This window comes from Leptodesmis sp. (assembly GCF_052746595.1).
The window spans coordinates 13,231-29,054 of sequence record NZ_JBRAGO010000006.1; the positions used below are offsets into that span (position 1 = coordinate 13,231).

At 47.8% G+C, this 15,824-nt stretch carries 11 protein-coding genes and 1 pseudogene; 4 read left to right on the forward strand and 8 right to left on the reverse strand.

The window, feature by feature from the left end; translation table 11 throughout:
- Positions 1–56 precede the first annotated feature (56 nt).
- From ACUVQO_RS02340 to ACUVQO_RS02360, 5 genes and pseudogenes are all read right to left on the reverse strand, one after another.
- Positions 57–1,595, reverse strand: a complete 1,539-nt coding sequence (locus tag ACUVQO_RS02340) for a SagB/ThcOx family dehydrogenase (RefSeq protein WP_445924287.1) — start codon at positions 1,593–1,595, stop codon at positions 57–59.
- A 63-nt stretch (positions 1,596–1,658) separates the two neighbouring features.
- A complete protein-coding gene (locus tag ACUVQO_RS02345) occupies positions 1,659–2,480 on the reverse strand; it encodes a GDSL-type esterase/lipase family protein (RefSeq protein ID WP_445924288.1) in 822 nt (273 codons plus the stop codon).
- Between the two features lie 496 nt (positions 2,481–2,976).
- Positions 2,977–4,101, reverse strand: a pseudogene (locus tag ACUVQO_RS02350) (ammonium transporter); the annotation flags it as partial.
- Between the two features lie 102 nt (positions 4,102–4,203).
- Positions 4,204–4,482 carry a hypothetical protein gene (locus ACUVQO_RS02355; RefSeq protein ID WP_445924289.1) on the reverse strand — a complete coding sequence of 93 codons (279 nt, stop codon included), beginning with the start codon at positions 4,480–4,482 and terminating at the stop codon, positions 4,204–4,206.
- A 504-nt stretch (positions 4,483–4,986) separates the two neighbouring features.
- Positions 4,987–6,501 carry an ammonium transporter gene (locus ACUVQO_RS02360; RefSeq protein WP_445924290.1) on the reverse strand — a complete coding sequence of 505 codons (1,515 nt, stop codon included), beginning with the start codon at positions 6,499–6,501 and terminating at the stop codon, positions 4,987–4,989.
- 550 nt (positions 6,502–7,051) lie between these two features.
- On the opposite strand from ACUVQO_RS02360, the gene ACUVQO_RS02365 reads away from it, so the two are divergent.
- The 3 genes from ACUVQO_RS02365 (at position 7,052) to ACUVQO_RS02375 (ending at position 11,214) form a co-directional block, all read left to right on the forward strand.
- Positions 7,052–9,097 (forward strand): polysaccharide deacetylase family protein, encoded by a 2,046-nt coding sequence (locus ACUVQO_RS02365; RefSeq protein ID WP_445924291.1) that lies wholly within the window; start codon positions 7,052–7,054, stop codon positions 9,095–9,097.
- 728 nt (positions 9,098–9,825) lie between these two features.
- Positions 9,826–10,311, forward strand: coding sequence for a hypothetical protein (locus ACUVQO_RS02370; RefSeq protein ID WP_445924292.1), 486 nt, complete (start codon positions 9,826–9,828; stop codon positions 10,309–10,311).
- Positions 10,312–10,392: 81 nt separating this feature from the next.
- Positions 10,393–11,214, forward strand: a complete 822-nt coding sequence (locus tag ACUVQO_RS02375) for a hypothetical protein (RefSeq protein ID WP_445924293.1) — start codon at positions 10,393–10,395, stop codon at positions 11,212–11,214.
- Between the two features lie 213 nt (positions 11,215–11,427).
- Here ACUVQO_RS02375 and ACUVQO_RS02380 read toward each other — a convergent pair whose 3' ends face one another.
- A complete protein-coding gene (locus ACUVQO_RS02380) occupies positions 11,428–12,576 on the reverse strand; it encodes a sensor histidine kinase (protein WP_445924294.1) in 1,149 nt (382 codons plus the stop codon).
- 1,029 nt (positions 12,577–13,605) lie between these two features.
- Complete coding sequence (locus tag ACUVQO_RS02385; protein ID WP_445924295.1) at positions 13,606–14,226, reverse strand: alpha/beta hydrolase; 621 nt, start codon at positions 14,224–14,226, stop codon at positions 13,606–13,608.
- Positions 14,227–14,908: 682 nt separating this feature from the next.
- Between ACUVQO_RS02385 and ACUVQO_RS02390 the strand changes: the two genes are divergently transcribed.
- Positions 14,909–15,196, forward strand: coding sequence for a DUF1830 domain-containing protein (locus ACUVQO_RS02390; RefSeq protein ID WP_445924296.1), 288 nt, complete (start codon positions 14,909–14,911; stop codon positions 15,194–15,196).
- 102 nt (positions 15,197–15,298) lie between these two features.
- Here the strand turns inward: ACUVQO_RS02390 and ACUVQO_RS02395 are convergent, their stop codons facing one another.
- Positions 15,299–15,736 carry a YidH family protein gene (locus tag ACUVQO_RS02395; protein ID WP_445924297.1) on the reverse strand — a complete coding sequence of 146 codons (438 nt, stop codon included), beginning with the start codon at positions 15,734–15,736 and terminating at the stop codon, positions 15,299–15,301.
- Positions 15,737–15,824: the final 88 nt, after the last annotated feature.

The window sequence follows — 15,824 nt, forward strand, 5'->3', positions numbered from 1 at the left end:
TCGAATAGATGTGAGCGCATTTGTGCCTCAGCTAGCAGTAGCTGGGGCATTTGTTTTTAAGGGGTTTGGGGTCTGCCCAAAGTCGTGATGTAGAGAACAGCTTCATCAATGGGAATGCCCAGGACTTCATTCACCTGATCATCATAAAAGCCGCCAATACCACTCACTCCCAGTCCTAAGTGGATGGCTGCCAGGTTGAGCCGCTGTCCCAGGTGTCCGGCATCCATATGCAGGTAGCGATAGACACGATCGCCATACGCTGCAACAGCCGTCTTTAAATCGGCAGTATGAAATAGCACCACAGCGGCATCCCGGCCCAGATCCTGACCCAGGCAGAGGAAATGTAACTCTTTCCGGAAGTTTTTAAAGCGGATCTGCCGGAGTTCCTGGGCTTTTGGAGCATAGTAATAGCACCCTTCTTCTAACCCCTCCACAGACGATACAACGATAAAGGTTTCCACCAGGCTAAGGTCAAAATAATCCGGGTTGCCATCCAATCCCTGCTCAACATAGTGATGGGATTGATAGGTGAAATCCAGCAACTGATTCAGTTCTGTCAGGGTTATAGCATCTCCGGTATAAGACCGGGTAGAACGCCGCCTCAGCATGGTATTTTCCAAGCCAGTCAGCCCCTTACCCCAGTTGATGGGGGTCACTACGGTAGAGACCTTAGTACAAAACGGAAAGTTATATTTATCGGTTCGCTGCCCTTCCACGGGAGGTAGTTTCCAGTTCACTTTGGCATTCGTATCAAACGGGATCTGAGTGACCTTATGAAAATACGCCAGCAGTTGATCGTCGGAAATGGATGGGAAAGAGGTCTGGGTAGGGGCCGAAATAATGGTTTTAGCTAATGGGAGATTTTGTCGCACCTCCAATAGATTAGCCAGCGGCACAACAGAGATCGCCCCCTCCTGTTCTGGATCAAGATAAAGCAGTTGATCCACAGCCTCATCCATAAAACTGCCAATTAAGTGGGGGCGATAGTCATTAATGGCACAGGCCAGTTCTATGTTGCCTAACAAGTGACCTGTATCGAGAAAAATCCGACGGTAGGCTCGCGCCTGATAGCGCCATGCCGATCGGAAAAATACAGCAGTCACCACTAAAGCCAGTTGAGTATTGTCCAGAATGGGATGCCAAAAACAGGCCGTTTGCAGTTTTGTCCAGACATCATTGTCCCAAAAGTGAATCAACGAATGCGTCCGCACCTGATAGTTATATAAACCCGCAGGTAAAAGTGGCGTTCCGCGGGAAATGAGGTATACTTCCGCTGGATACAAGCCGCCTGCTGAAGGAGCCGCCCGCAAGTAGTGGGGTTCCCCCACGGTAGGGATCATGCCTGTCAATCCGTAGCTAAAAAATAGAATTTGAGAGAGGCGTTTCCACCAACTCCCAACCGGATCGCTAGCAAATTTATCCAGCTTTTCAGTTAAAAACGGTTTTAGATCGTAGGAAACCCCTATTTTGTATTCCTTAAAAGGAACGGGCTGTTGAGTCCAGTCTAGTGGTTTGCTTTTAGCGTTAATGGTTTTGGGGTCGTACTTGGTGCGTTCGTGATAGTGTTGAGCGAGCGAGGTTGGCAGTTCCGGCATAGGAATTCGGAATAACTGGTCTCCGCTTCAATCTTGACACTCTCTGCTGAAAAAGTGTTATTTCTATAGAGAGGGGATATCAGCTTGAGGCGGACTATCAGGAATTTTCTCCAGTTGCGATTTCCAAGCCTGATATCCTGCCAGACTCAAGTGCAGTCCATCAGTTGTGAACCTGTCCTGCAGATTTCCCTGACTATCGACAAATAGGGGATGCAAATCCAGAAATTCAGCTCCTTCTTCCTGTGCCACAATCGCCAATCGTTGATTTAGCGTCCGAATCATCGTGTTAGATAGGTACGGCAACCGCTCTACCCAAACAGGTGGTTTTTGCGGTTCGCTGGCATTAACCGAAGAAAGAGCCGCATATTGTTTCAAGGTACGATCGCCGCCGTGAGGCAGAATTGACTGCATCACGATTCTGGTTGTGGGATGAGCCTGTTTTAGATAGCGCACAATTTCCCGCTGGTTAGCCAACACGGTTTCATCGCTAACTCCCCGAATCAAATCGTTAATACCAATCATGAGAAAAATAATCCGGGGCCTGGTTTTGTCCAACAGCTTGATGCGCTTCAACACTCCATAAGAGGTTTCACCAGAAATCCCTTGATTTAACCAGGTGCGATCGGTCGGTAACAGATGGCTGGGAAACCACAAGCTTAAAGAATCTCCTAGAAGAATATTCAAGCGATCGGGACGCTGATCGGCCATAACAGTAGCCTCTCGTTCCAGCACACTAACCCATTGTTGATAGGTCAGTTGATGCCGTGGTCCCAGTCCAGATTCGATTGTTGCTACCTGCGGACGATCTACCGGCACTGCATTCACCGGGGACAAAGCGGTAGAGCTATCGCGTTGCAGTGGTATATAAATACCAACAAAAGCCAATCCACCTGCCACACTAACGGGGATGGCCCACCTGAAAACAGTAACCAAACGCCTCTTAAACACGTGAAGCAGATTCAAGACAATGCCTCTGATTGTAGAAGCGATCTCATTTAAGGGTGCTGTCATTTAGCCAAACCAGCCAAAAATTTGAAATAGCTTAATATGCGATCGATCCAGGAGATGTCAGAAAATTTCCAGGAAAGGGATCAGTCTTGTACAAGCACAGCGTTTAAACGCTAACTTTCACCTTTTAGTACAAGGGAACTGTCTCATGCTATACCCATACAATTTGCGGGGATCAACTTTTGCAGAAATTGCCTAAGAGGGCGTTTAAAGAGTATCCGGCAGTTAAAACCGCGACTCCGCACTTACCCAGTCTGCCGACGCAGACCCAATACAATCAAGATTTTCAGTAACCTGCGTTGGTAGGTTTTCTCCGGATAGCCGCGACTTGAGTCGCCAGAGTGACAAAGAGCCAGGCTTTTAAAGCATCCTCTTAGTCAGAAAGTTTAGTGGCAAATGTGATTTCACCAGCCAGACTTTCACCGTAGGCTTCTTCACCATGCTCGTGAATATCCAGCCCTTCTTCCTCAAATTGAGGATTGACCCGCAGATCGGTGAACAAGCTAACAATCTTCAAGATCACAAAGGTTCCTACCGCTGCAATGACATAGGCAACCAACACCGCAACAACTTGGATCAGTACCTGGCCAGGGTTACCAGACAGTAAACCATCGGCACCTAATCCATTGACCACTTTGGTAGTAAAAACACCTGTCAAAATGGCTCCGATCGTTCCTCCTACGCCGTGAATTGGGAAGGTATCTAACGAATCGTCAAACTGGAGCTTAGCTTTGATATTGACGGCAGCAAAACAGCAGAGGGAAGTTACTGCACCAATGAAGATAGCCGCAATGGGAGTGACAAAGCCAGCGGCTGGTGTAATCCCTACCAGGCCCGCTACAAATCCACTACCAATACCAACAGCGGTTGGCTTGCCTTTGGTAAACCATTCCACCAGCATCCAGGCCAAACCTGCGGCTGAAGTAGCTACAGTGGTAGCAACAAAGGCTACCGTTGCCAAGGGAACTGCTGATGGATCTCTACCAATCCCGATCGCACTTCCCCCGTTAAAGCCAAACCAGCCAAACCACAACATTCCTACCCCCAGCAGTACGTAGGGGACATTGTGGGGAAGGATCGGCTTAACGGTGAAATCTTTACGAGGGCCGAGCATCCAGGCCGCCACGAGAGCTGAGACACCAGAACTGATGTGAACAACGGTTCCGCCAGCAAAGTCCAATGCACCGATGTAGCCCAACCACCCTCTGCCCCAGACCATGTGAGCCATCGGGCAATAGATGAAGGTAGACCAGAGTAGCAGGAAGCCAACGTAGGCTTTGAAGCTCATCCGCTCCGCGATCGCACCCGACACCAGCGCTACTGTAATAATGGCAAACATCATCTGGTAAGCCATAAAGAGTTGGTGGGGGATGGAAGTAGCATAAACCGGATCAGGAGTGTAACCAACCCCGTTCAGTCCTAGCCAACTGAGGCTACCAATAAAGCTACCAATCCCGGTATCCCAGTTTTTGTCGTTTAAGGCAATGTGAGAAAAACTAAGGCTGTAACCTCACAAAATCCAGGTGACGCCCACGATCGCCATCGACACAAAGCTCATCATCATCATGTTGAGCACATTGCGCGATCGCACCAGGCCACCCTAGAAAAAGGCCAGCCCCGGAGTCATGAACAGCACCAGGGCTGTAGAAATCAGCATCCAGGCTGTGTCTCCCGTATTGATCGCATCGTAGGGACTTTTCCCACCTGCCGGGGTTTGGGCTGAGGCTACTTCTGCCATCGGCCCCCCTAGCAGACTCAAAATGGTTAGAATTAGAATTGGGATACAAAACGTAACACCCAACTTAAGCAGCGATCGCTCTCCCATCCTGGTACTGCCAGTTTCATTCAGGCAGGTACAGAACTGCCCAAATGAGGACAACCACTGATAAAAGCCAGAACCTCGTCTTTTCTGGCTCCTAAGCCTCTTTTTGTATTTAAGTTTAGCCATCGTTCACCGAAAATCCTCGCAAAAAAGTTTCCGTCAAGCAGACTGGGCAGTACAGCAGCCAAGATAAAGCAGCATAAACAAGCAACGCTGCACCATAGCCCTATCGCCAGCGTTAGAAATGTTGAGGGTCTGGAGTTTTGTCATCCTTAGACTGACTCTATAGAGTCAGGTAGCCATCAGCTATTGTTTACCTCAATGATTCATTGAGGTTGATTTTGATTCTATTGGCCATCAGGAGTTGTATCGTATGTTACAAAGCCTTTTGTGCCCATGTTGAGTTTTTTCCAGGCAAAAAATATTAGCAGTGACTCCGTAGGATTGCGATAAATTTCTCTTAGAAGAAAGGGGTTGGTATTTTGATACCAACTCCTTTCTTCTGTATCGCTTGCGTTCCGGCGACAACTCGCCCACAGGAATCCTGGAGCAGCCTAGATGCTATTCTCCAGAACTGGAAGCCATTGAGCTGGACGGCATGACATCGCCAATCGTGCCAGTGCTTTCCTTGACGAAGCCAGCATAGGCTTCCATCCCATGTTCGCCGATGTCCAGCCCCAGGATTTCTTCTTCCTTGGTAACCCGGATTCCCATGGTCGACTTCAGAATGAACCAGAAGATGGCAGAGGCTGCAACGGTGAAGCCACCGACCGTGATACTACCCAGGAACTGAATCCAAAGCTGATTAATCCCGCCACCATAAAACAGTCCGACTGGGCCACCTTTGTAGAACTGGTCTCCAGCCGCAAATAGCCCTACCGCCAGAGTGCCCCAAAAGCCGTTAACTAGGTGAACAGAAATGGCCCCAACAGGGTCATCAATCTTGAGTCTGTCAAAGAAGCCAACCGCAAACACGATCGCAACCCCACTAACAATCCCGATAACGGCGGCTGATACGGCATTAATGTAAGCACAAGGGGCGGTTACGGCAACCAGCCCAGCCAGCAGCCCGTTGATCACCATTGAAAGATCAGGCTTACCCAAAACAGTCCAGGCAGTAATGGTGGCGGCAATACAGCCAAAGGCCGCAGCGGTGTTGGTGGTCAGAGCAATGTGAGCGATCGCATTGGGATCAGCGGCCATTGTGGAGCCAGGGTTAAAGCCAAACCAGCCTAACCACAGAATTAAGCACCCCAGAGTGGCAATGCTCATGTTGTGAGCGGGCAGGGCATTAGGAGTACCATCGGCCCTGTATTTTCCAATCCGAGGACCAAGGATAGCAGCACCCATAAGTGCAGCCCAACCGCCAACCGCATGAACAACTGTAGAGCCAGCGAAATCCCAGAAGCCCATTTTGGCAAGCCAGCCCCCACCCCAGATCCAGTGACCTGTGATGGGATAGGAAATTCCCACCAGCAACAAACTGAAGACAAGAAAGTCTACGAACTTGATCCGTTCTGCAACAGCACCCGAAACGATCGTGGCGGCAGTTCCTGCGAACACCAACTGGAAGAAGAACTTTGCTCCCAGGGGTACCCCCGTCCAGTTGAGGGCACTGAAGATACCCTGATAGTCATCTCCCGTTGCAGGGCTATTATCAGCACCCGTTAAGAAGAAGCCCCCACTGACCCCGATGAAGCCATTACCATTGCTGAACATCAGACCAAAGCCGATCGCCCAGAAGGCAATAGTGGACAGTGCAAATACAATCAAATTCTTGGCCAGTACGTTCACCGCGTTTTTCTGACGGCACATGCCCGCTTCCAACATACAGAAGCCCGCGTTCATGAAAAACACCAGAAAGGCCGCAACCATGACCCACATGGTATCCATGCCGACCTTCAGTTCTTTGGCCATTTCAGCCACATCTTTCAACTTGGGCACAGGTTCAGAAATGGCAATAGCGGCATAGCCCCAGATAAGAACAATTAGTAGGGCGATCGGGATACATGCCTGGGCACTAGGAGACAGCTTTCTGGCATACCACTCCAGCGATCGCCAGGGAATAGCTTTCACAGGGATGTGCTGATGCTTCCTGATCGAAAGCATCCTACGGCTACGTTTAGACATCATTTTAGATTCCAGACGAATGAAAACAGGGGTGCAAAGAAGTTCTGCACGGAGAAGATCAGGAAACTGCTGAGGGATTGCATCAGCAGTTAGAAGTTTGAGGGTGTATTTACTCAGATGATTAGCAAGTCCGAAGTCTTTTTAAGTCATTGCAGATCAGGCTGGGGGAACCAAATTGAAGAGGTTAAATATTTCATTAAGATTGCACCAATTTCAGACCACCTTTTCTGTATTCTGCAATACAAAACCTTCTGTTTTTTTGCACTGAGACCCAATTGTCATCAGGAATCGAAAGGGAAATAAAGGTCCTATTGATTTTTGTCTATAATTTTCTGCTGTTTATTATTTTTACTTATATATAGTTTCCCTTGAATCTAAAACATTTATTTATAGATTCTGCTATTTATAGATTCTGCGAAAGTTAAAGGCAAAAAGACTGACAACTCCCTCATTATGGAGTAGATCTGTCTAAGAGATTCTGTAGGTTTCATTAACTATGCCAACTGTGCCTCAGGTGAGTGTCGGATCGCTCAGTCAAATTTTTAAGATTCGGCGTAGTTTCAAAGTCTTAGGACTGGTTCTCACCAGCACTCTATCTGCTACGTGCTGCGGGTTGGTAGAAGCACAGTTAGTCTACTCTCAAACCTCCTCTTATGGAGTATCTAACCAAGCTTACCCAACTCCCTATTCAGGGTCTGGACAGACGGTTCAAACTCCTTATGGCATACCCAGTCAGAGCGTAGAGTCTGGGCAAGCAAATCAAACTCCCTATGGGATGCCCAGTCAGAGCCACGGGTTTGACCCATCTACCAATCAGTTTGGAGAGCCGGATGTCAGCCCAACGGAGGATCCCACCCAATCCTATCCATCCTCAGAGGATGGCGTTTCATCGCCTCGCTCGGCTCCATTCACTGGTAACTGTGGAACGACAACGGTGGATAGCTCTGGTGGGTTTGCACAATTGGTTAGCAATGTTTCTCAGACGGCTAGTTGGGTCGAGCAACCCGCGATCGGCATGGGTGCATTGTTGGGACAGGTCGCTCCTCAGATAATGGCTTATTTAAATCCTGCTCCCTTGCCCGACATCAATCCCCTGGCACGGCAGGCCAAGGTACCCGTGATGATGTATCACGATATCCTGCCGCAAAAGCAGGTATTTTTTGATGTCACCCCGAAAGAGTTTGAAAGCCATTTAAAGCTGATTAAAAAGAAGGGATTAACGCCTATCAGCATGGATCAGCTCGTCACCCATTTAAGAACGGGTGCGCCCTTACCCCCCAAGCCCATTGTGCTTACCTTTGACGATGGCTACAAGGGTCATTACGACTACGTTTATCCGCTGCTCAAAAAGTATAACTATCCGGCGGTATTCGCCATTTATACTGCCAAAGTGGGTAAAAAAATGGGTCGCTCCAGTCTAACCTGGGAGCACCTGCGGGAAATGGCAAAAGATCCCCTGATCACGATCGCTTCTCATAGCGTGACGCATAAGGTGATGGATGGGATGTCTCCCAGGCAATTGGGGATTGAAACCCAACAGTCGAAACAAATTTTAGAATCCCAATTGGGAGTGCCTATTCGATATTTTGTCTATCCTGAAGGAAAATTTGATCAGGCGGCAATAGAAGCGGTAGAGGCAGCAGGTTATGCGGCTGCCCTGACAATGGATGATAACGACGAGCAACTGGCAGGACAGTCTAGGAACCTGTTTGCGATCGGACGCATTGGCCAGTCCCGCATGGAGGAAATGGTTGATATTGCCTGGGAAGGTCCACAAGCCGCTCCTATTAACCTTGGCTTCGATTTTGCTGCTCCGGTGCGTCGCCTTGATGCCACCATTGACAATACGCCCTTCATTTTCATTGCTGGCGGGCGACCCGTTACGATTCATGCCAATACGCGCGGCCAGGTTCCCGAAATTATTGCTGGAACCCCAGTCATCGCCGCTGTAGATGGAGGTTTCTTCTCTCTAGAAATGCTTGATTCTAATGAGATGTTGGGGCCAGTCTATAGTCAAAGTCATGGACAGTTTATTCCTGGTAAACGGGGTGAAATCCCATTTCTTAAAGAGCGACCACTGGTGTTAATTGGGCCAAGTGCAGTGAAGTTTATTCCCTTTGATCCCCAGAAGCACAATAGCTTAGAAGGGATTCAGGCTGAAATGCCAGAGGTCACGGATGCCTTTGTCGCTGCTGGCTGGTTGGTTGATCGTGGTCAACCCCAACCCCTGGAACGCTTTGGCAAACTCTACAGTGTCAACGAATTGCGTCACCGTGCCTTCTGGGGAATTAACCAGCAAGGACAACCGCAAATCGGGGTGTCCACTGAACCCATTGGTTCAGTGGATTTGGGCATAGCTCTGGCTAAAGCGGGCTTCCGGGATGCGGTCATGCTAGATTCGGGAGCAAGCACATCCTTAGCTTTTAAGGGCGCTTCTCTGGTTGGGTATACACCCCGCCCTGTTCCTCATGTTGTTGGATTAATTCCCCCGGGCGGCACAGCAGACACGGTTTGTCCGGTCGTTACGTCTAGTACCAGATAACAAGGCCAGCCATCGATTCTACTCTTTTAGGTAGAGTATCTATCTAACTCAGTGAATTACAGTCAGGGGTGAGTTAGTCAGTCTATTTTCCGTATAGGAAAAATATTGAGAGTACCGACTCAGAGAATTCTACAATTTTTGTAAAAATTTAATCCTGGAGATAAAATTTCGCTTAGTCACCCTGGCGACTGAAGTCGTGGCTATCCGGAGAAAACCTGCCAACGCAGGTTACTGAAAATCTTGATTGTATTGGGTCTGTGTCGGCAGACTGGGTGAGTGTAGTCGCGGTTTTAAACGCCAGATACTTTTCAAACGCCCTCTTAATTCAGATCCTTTGGTTGATTTGAAAACTTTATGAAAGAAACTGCCAGGAGGCCAATCTATAGAGCCAAGATAAACTCACTGACACTGGACTGGGGTGAATTTTCGACTTAATTTAGTTACCCTGATGAGTGCTGGTGACTAGGAATGTTGGTTTTAATAGGAAGCCTTAATGAGGTTACCTCAGGTTTGGCTGAGACAGGCAGTCCTGGATGTGAGGAGTTAAGAACATGGTGGGGAAGCGATCGAACTCATTTAGACTAAATAACCCTGATGGGTTGAATCCTGCAGAGGTAAGGGCGCAGTCTGGCCTGGAACCGCCTTTGTCGATCGAATCAGAAATTCCTGATCCACTTTCGGGTCCTGTTTCTCGACGTGAGATTAGGGTAGGGAAATGGTTGTGGTTGTTGATTGGTCTCAGTATCTGCTCTGTCTTTGGAGGAATTGGCGGACTAGCCTTCTGGTGGTTGACTACACCTCCTCCAACCGTTGACTGCAAAACTATCTCACCTCTATCTACTGATATGGATCGGCTCTACTGTGCCCAGCAGGCAGGCCGTTCCGGGGAGATATCTAAGATTCTGGCAGGGTTAGAACTGGTCAGCCAATGGGCTCCCGATCGCTCCCTATATTCAGAGGCACAGCGGTTAATTGCTGAGTGGTCTCATCCCATCCTGTTAGCGGCGCGCAAGAAGATAGAACAAAGTGATTTAAGAGGGGCTGTTGAGTTAGCCAGCCGGATTCCTCCTGGCAGTCCTCTTTATAAAGATGCACAGACCGAGATTGCTCAATGGAAAAAATATTGGCAACAAGGGGAGGCGATCGCAAGGGCAGCTCGAACCGCCATGCGAAGCCAGAATTGGATTCTGGCAGAGGAAAAATTGCTGATTTAAAGGACTTTAATTAAACCCGAAAGCCGCTTTTATCAACAGGCTCAGACGGCTTTAAAGAACTGGCAGGCTCAATTACAGGATTTGACGCTGTTACAATCGGCCTGGATTGTCGGTGAGGTGCCCACGCTGTTCACAAAACAGTTGGCCCAACTGCAAGCCCAGCAAATTGGTCGCGATCGCCCCCGTCGCGCTCAAGCTCAAACCCTGATCGCCTACTGGACGGCAGAAGCCCAGAAAATGGAAGATCGGCCTTATCTTATTTATGCTCAAAAAGTTGCCGAGAAAGGAACGGTTGCAGCGTTGCAGGAGGCGATCGCACAAGCCAGACGAATTGGCCTGAAGCGTCCACTCCGACCAGAAGCGCAAACTCTGATTGGGACGTGGACATATAAGATTCAAGCGATCGAAGACCGGCCGATTCTCGATCAAGCTTCTGCTACTGCCAATCAAGGAAATCTCAGTGGAGCCATTCAAATTTTAGCAACCATTGCTCCGGGGCGTGCTCTCTACCGACAAGCCCAATCACTGATCGGTGGGTGGCAGGCACAAATTCGGGCGGCAGAACTGGCTCGTCAGCGAGCTGAGCAAGAAGCATTGAAGCGATGGATGGTGCCGGAGGAGTTGCGTCAATCTGCCCCTACTAACGATGAAGGCTATCCTGGAGATGGTTCGAATTCTGCCCCCCCTTATCCTGAGCGATCCTATCCAGGGAGCAGTCCTGTTCCAGAAACTTCCCCTGCTTCTCCAATGCCTACTCCAGAGGGGTATTATTCCCCTGCTACCCCAACGCCTTTCCCCTTCCCCAGTGTCGTTATTCCGTCACCCTATGAGCCAGTGCCTCCTCCTCCTGAGCGAGTGTCATCCCCTGGCTATGCTCCCTACGAACCTGCTCCCCCCCGGTAAGGGTGCACCTTATATCCAATATTGCTATAGCTTCGCCCCCTGAAAACTGGACTTGTACCGTTCAAGACATCCGGCTTAAGCAAATCACCTATTCCATAGCTTGAGAAGTTGTTGCTAAATGAGTCTTGCAAGATTGGGATGCTCTCAAGGACTCACGCAAGAATTTGTTGGAGCCGTCTCTGCATAATTTTGCTTAAAGTTTCCATGCCCATTCTACTTTTTTGCTGGTAAACGAATCGTAAAAACACTCCCCTCACCCGGTTGCGATCGCACGTTAATTGTCCCCTGATGGGATTCCACAATTCGGCGAGAAAGATACAGCCCCAGGCCGCTTCCAGAACGCTTATGTTCACCAGAATGGAACCGTTCAAATAGGGTTGTCTGCTCTTCAGCGGGAATACCTACTCCAGTATCTTGTACAGCGATCGTAACGTAAATCTTTTGATTAGGCTGGTTTGATTTACCACTCGTAGGCGCACCAGCCACACGAATGGTGATCGCTCCTTGCTCAGTGAATTTAATGGCATTACCAACCAGATTCGTGAGGACGCGATGCAGTTCTAAGCGATCGCCCATCACTATTGTGGTCGATTGCCCCTCTGTGGCCGCTTGCGAACCCTGCTCAACTGCCACAGTTAGCTTGAGACCTCGTTCTTCCGCCAGGGGTTTCAGTTCTTGCATAACTTCCTGGGCTAATTCCTGAACATCAACCGGGTTAAACGTTAAGGTTTTGCATCCTGCCTCATGGCGATACACCTCCAGTAAAGTGTTCACCATTTGCAATAGCTTATGGTTGCTGCGAGCCATGCTATCAACGGCTTCATGCATCCCTTGGGGCAGGACACCAAAGGCTTCCTGTTGGAACAGCAATAGCATTCGGTCGGCGGCAACTAGGGGTGTGCGCAAATCATGGGTCAACCGGGAAACGAAGTCTTCGCGCTGGCGCACTATTTGTTCTCGTTCATCAATACTGTGCTTTAAGCGTAAGAGCGATCGTACCCGAGCCAGTAGTTCATCAATATCAACAGGTTTGCGAATAAAATCATCTGCCCCGATATCCAGCCCTTTTACAACGCTGGAATGTTCGTGGGCAGTAATCAGCAGAATAGGAATATAAGGAAGTTTAGGGTTCTGGCGAATCCGTTCGGTCACTTCATACCCATCCATTTCTGGCATCATCACATCCAGTAGAATCAGATCAGGTAGAAGCTTATCTACCAGGGCTAGAGCGGTCTTACCATTCTTAGCTAGAGTGATTTGATACCCATCATCTTCTAGAGTAGCCTGAATCAAAAATAAATTATCTGGTGAATCATCTACTACCAGAATGCGATCGGCTCTAGAAGTCTGATCAAGGGACATAAAACACTCATTCTGATACCCAATTCTTTCAGTATAGAGCGAGTTTATGCTGTCTATCTCGGCTTTCTTGTTACTTCTTCATCCGATAGTCGAAATCTATCCAGCATTGGGACTGACTTTCATCAGAGTGAAACAATAAGATAGTGAAACAATTAATCCATAATAGAATAACGGGTTGAAACCTTCTAACCCTTGCTTTTACAACATTCCATCTGGTTTCTGCTCCGATTTACCCCAGGATGGAAACCAGTAGAGACAAATGATTACTGCCTTGATCAAGAACTTCATTCTATTACGGCAGCAAAATCAGCGCACGTACCATTGCTTCAACAGTAATTACTCCTAAGACTGGTTTAGATCCCACTAGATGGAGGTAATTCAGATATTCATCAACAGGACTGATGGAGGAAGTTACACACTAAAAATCAGATTGTAAGAATAGGTGTGGAGTGGACAACGAATTAGAAAAATAACAACAGGTAGATGCGGAAGCTTTCGATCTAACGGTTGAAGAAGCTTACTGGCGAGAATTATCATCTGGCTATCGCACAGGTTACAAGGGCTATCAGCGCTACAGTACAGATAGCAGAACCTATCACAAAATTGAACCCGACTTGTAACGTCATTCTCGCGATCGGGGCTTGTTCGATGTCAAGTCGTTGAATTAGCAAACAAGTCAGCGGGCCTCAGGTGCTCAGCAACGGCTAGGAAACTATTTGCAAAAACGGGATCCGAATTAAATCCAGAAAGCATCAAGTGCGACTTACAACTGTTGTTGAATGATCCTCAATTGGTCATCAGTGCTCTTTGGCTCGCCATAGCGTTATGCAACGGGCAAAACACATGCAATTGGAAGTCTAACAGCACGTGGGTATATTTTTTCACTGATGCTGGAATTGGTAGATGTATATAAATTTCTTGCTTCTGAATTAGAAAAAGGGAACTTCCAAGGAAAATGCATAGTCAATGGTATTTAATTTATCTTGACTATTTCAAGATGCAAGCCTGAGATTGTCTCAGCCAACTATCTTACCTCAAAAAGTCCGGCAAATTAATTCCCCGGTCTTTGAGCATCTGACGCACTTGGTTAATTTGTCCCAATGCTCCTTCCACAGGCTTCTGGAACTTGCTGACTGTGTTGTAAGTTTTGATCGCCCGTTTCACATCCAGGTGAATTTCATCAGCAGGGTAATTCTGAATGACTTCTAAGAGCGTGAACTGGTTGTCCTTAGAGGCAGAGGCTAAGACCGCCTCCCTCAGTGCTTCTTTGTTGCCCTGAATTTTATTGTCAGGGGTTTGAATAATATGGCCTAGTTCATCCAGCAGTAAGTTAGCCGCTGGATTTTTCAGGGCCACATTGAGAGTGCTGCGATCGACATCCACTGGCTGATTCAGAATTTGTCGAATTGACTCTGCATTGCTATTCGTCGTTTCTAGGTATTTCTGCAACACTCTGGATTGCTCGCCCGTCTTGGCAAAGTTGGTCAATTCTGCAACCGCTAACCGACGACGAAAAATTCCATATCGGAACACTACCTCATTTGCCGCTCGCCCTGGAGGAGCTAGCAGCAAAAAACTGGTCACTGTAGCGATCGCGGCAGTCACAATTTCCAGGAAGCGACGTAACCCAATTTGTGAAATCTGTATCATCCGAACCCCCAGCCAGATAGTTTCCAGTTCTTCTGACCCCAATCAAGCATCGAGAGTTTCTCAACTTAGTATCCAGCGGTTAAAATTGCGACTACACTTACCAAGTCCGCCAATACAGACTCAACCTGCGTCGGTACATTTTCTCCGGATAGCCGCGACTTCAGTCGCTAGGGTGACAAAGAGACAGGCCTTTAAAACATCCTCTAAGGTCGGCGGCAGAAAGTAGTCTCAAACACCAGTGTCATACTTGTAGCCCCAGGGAACTAATTCCATACTACCTTAGACAAAAAGTAGGGTGAGCGATCGCCCACCCTACCATTTTTTACCTGGGGTAAGGTAGGCACTGCTCACCTTACTCGCTACTTGACCAACACTATAGCTCACGCCAATTTGCGGCTATGCCACCTTCGCTATCCACTTTCCTAAATCAGGGCCATTGTCTATCATTCGACCCAAATAGCTCCTGTTACTTAACATCATGAGGATAAATTTAAGATTTTATCCCTTGAGGATTGAATAAAAAAGTGATACATGGAATGACTAAGGTAATGGATACCTTAAGCTCAGTTCATTCATTCCAGCCCTCACCAACAATGGCTAGTACATATTCATATCCGTTTCCCAAATCCAGCCCAATGAACAGGTTCCGGTTAGCCTGGTTAATCTTGGTTAATCCCATAAAATGTTGATAAATTCTAGAAAAACTGTAGCAACTAATTCAGACTTTGAAGAGAAGAGTTCTATTTTCTGTCTTTATAAGAATGAAGCAAAACAAATTCTCCATATTGTTGATAGCAACCATAACTGCCACTTTGAACAAGTTATTTTCCCCACTCAACAGCTGCTATTTGTCACTCCGCCCAAAATTCAACTAGAAATATATACGGGAACATTCATTTCTACGGTGTTAACAAATAGGTTTGCTTGTGAAAACTTAGAAATTAAGGTGGTAGAAAGAGTCACCCCCTGATAAGCATCAATAGAACGGATCCAAACTGTAGGGGCACAGTGTTCGACAAATGATTGCAATGAGTGCAGTGAATTTATAGCAATCTGGGTCGAATGCTAGGCTCTAGTATTGAACCCTATTAGCAGGTGGATGCAGATCTGGATTAGCAGGCGAGATCTCTTTATTTCTCAGCAACACAAGCGGGATGCTGAGAATGCCTAATGCCATGACGATCGTCGTTGTAATCCACACATACCACCGCCGAGGACGGTAATCTCCTCGCTCAATTTGCCAAAAGACTTGATTATAACGCCATGCTGCGAGTGTGATCGTGACAATGCCAACAACTACCAGCGCCACTCCCAAATCTTCTGAACTAAATCTGGCAGGAGGTAAAACAGTGGATGCATGGAGCGCAACTTGCAACTGACGCAAAAACAAACTGAAGCGGGCGATCGCAAATCCAAACCCAATCAGAGCAATCGAAGTTCGCATCCAGGCTAAAAAGGTGCGTTCATTAGCCTGATGTTCTCGCTGGCGATCGATTTTGGGTTCCTTCATACCTGACCTGTGCGTGCTTATTTGCATTGTAGGAGGTGTTAGCGTAGCGTAACCCATCTCCTTCCATCACTCTGATTGGTTCAGCAGG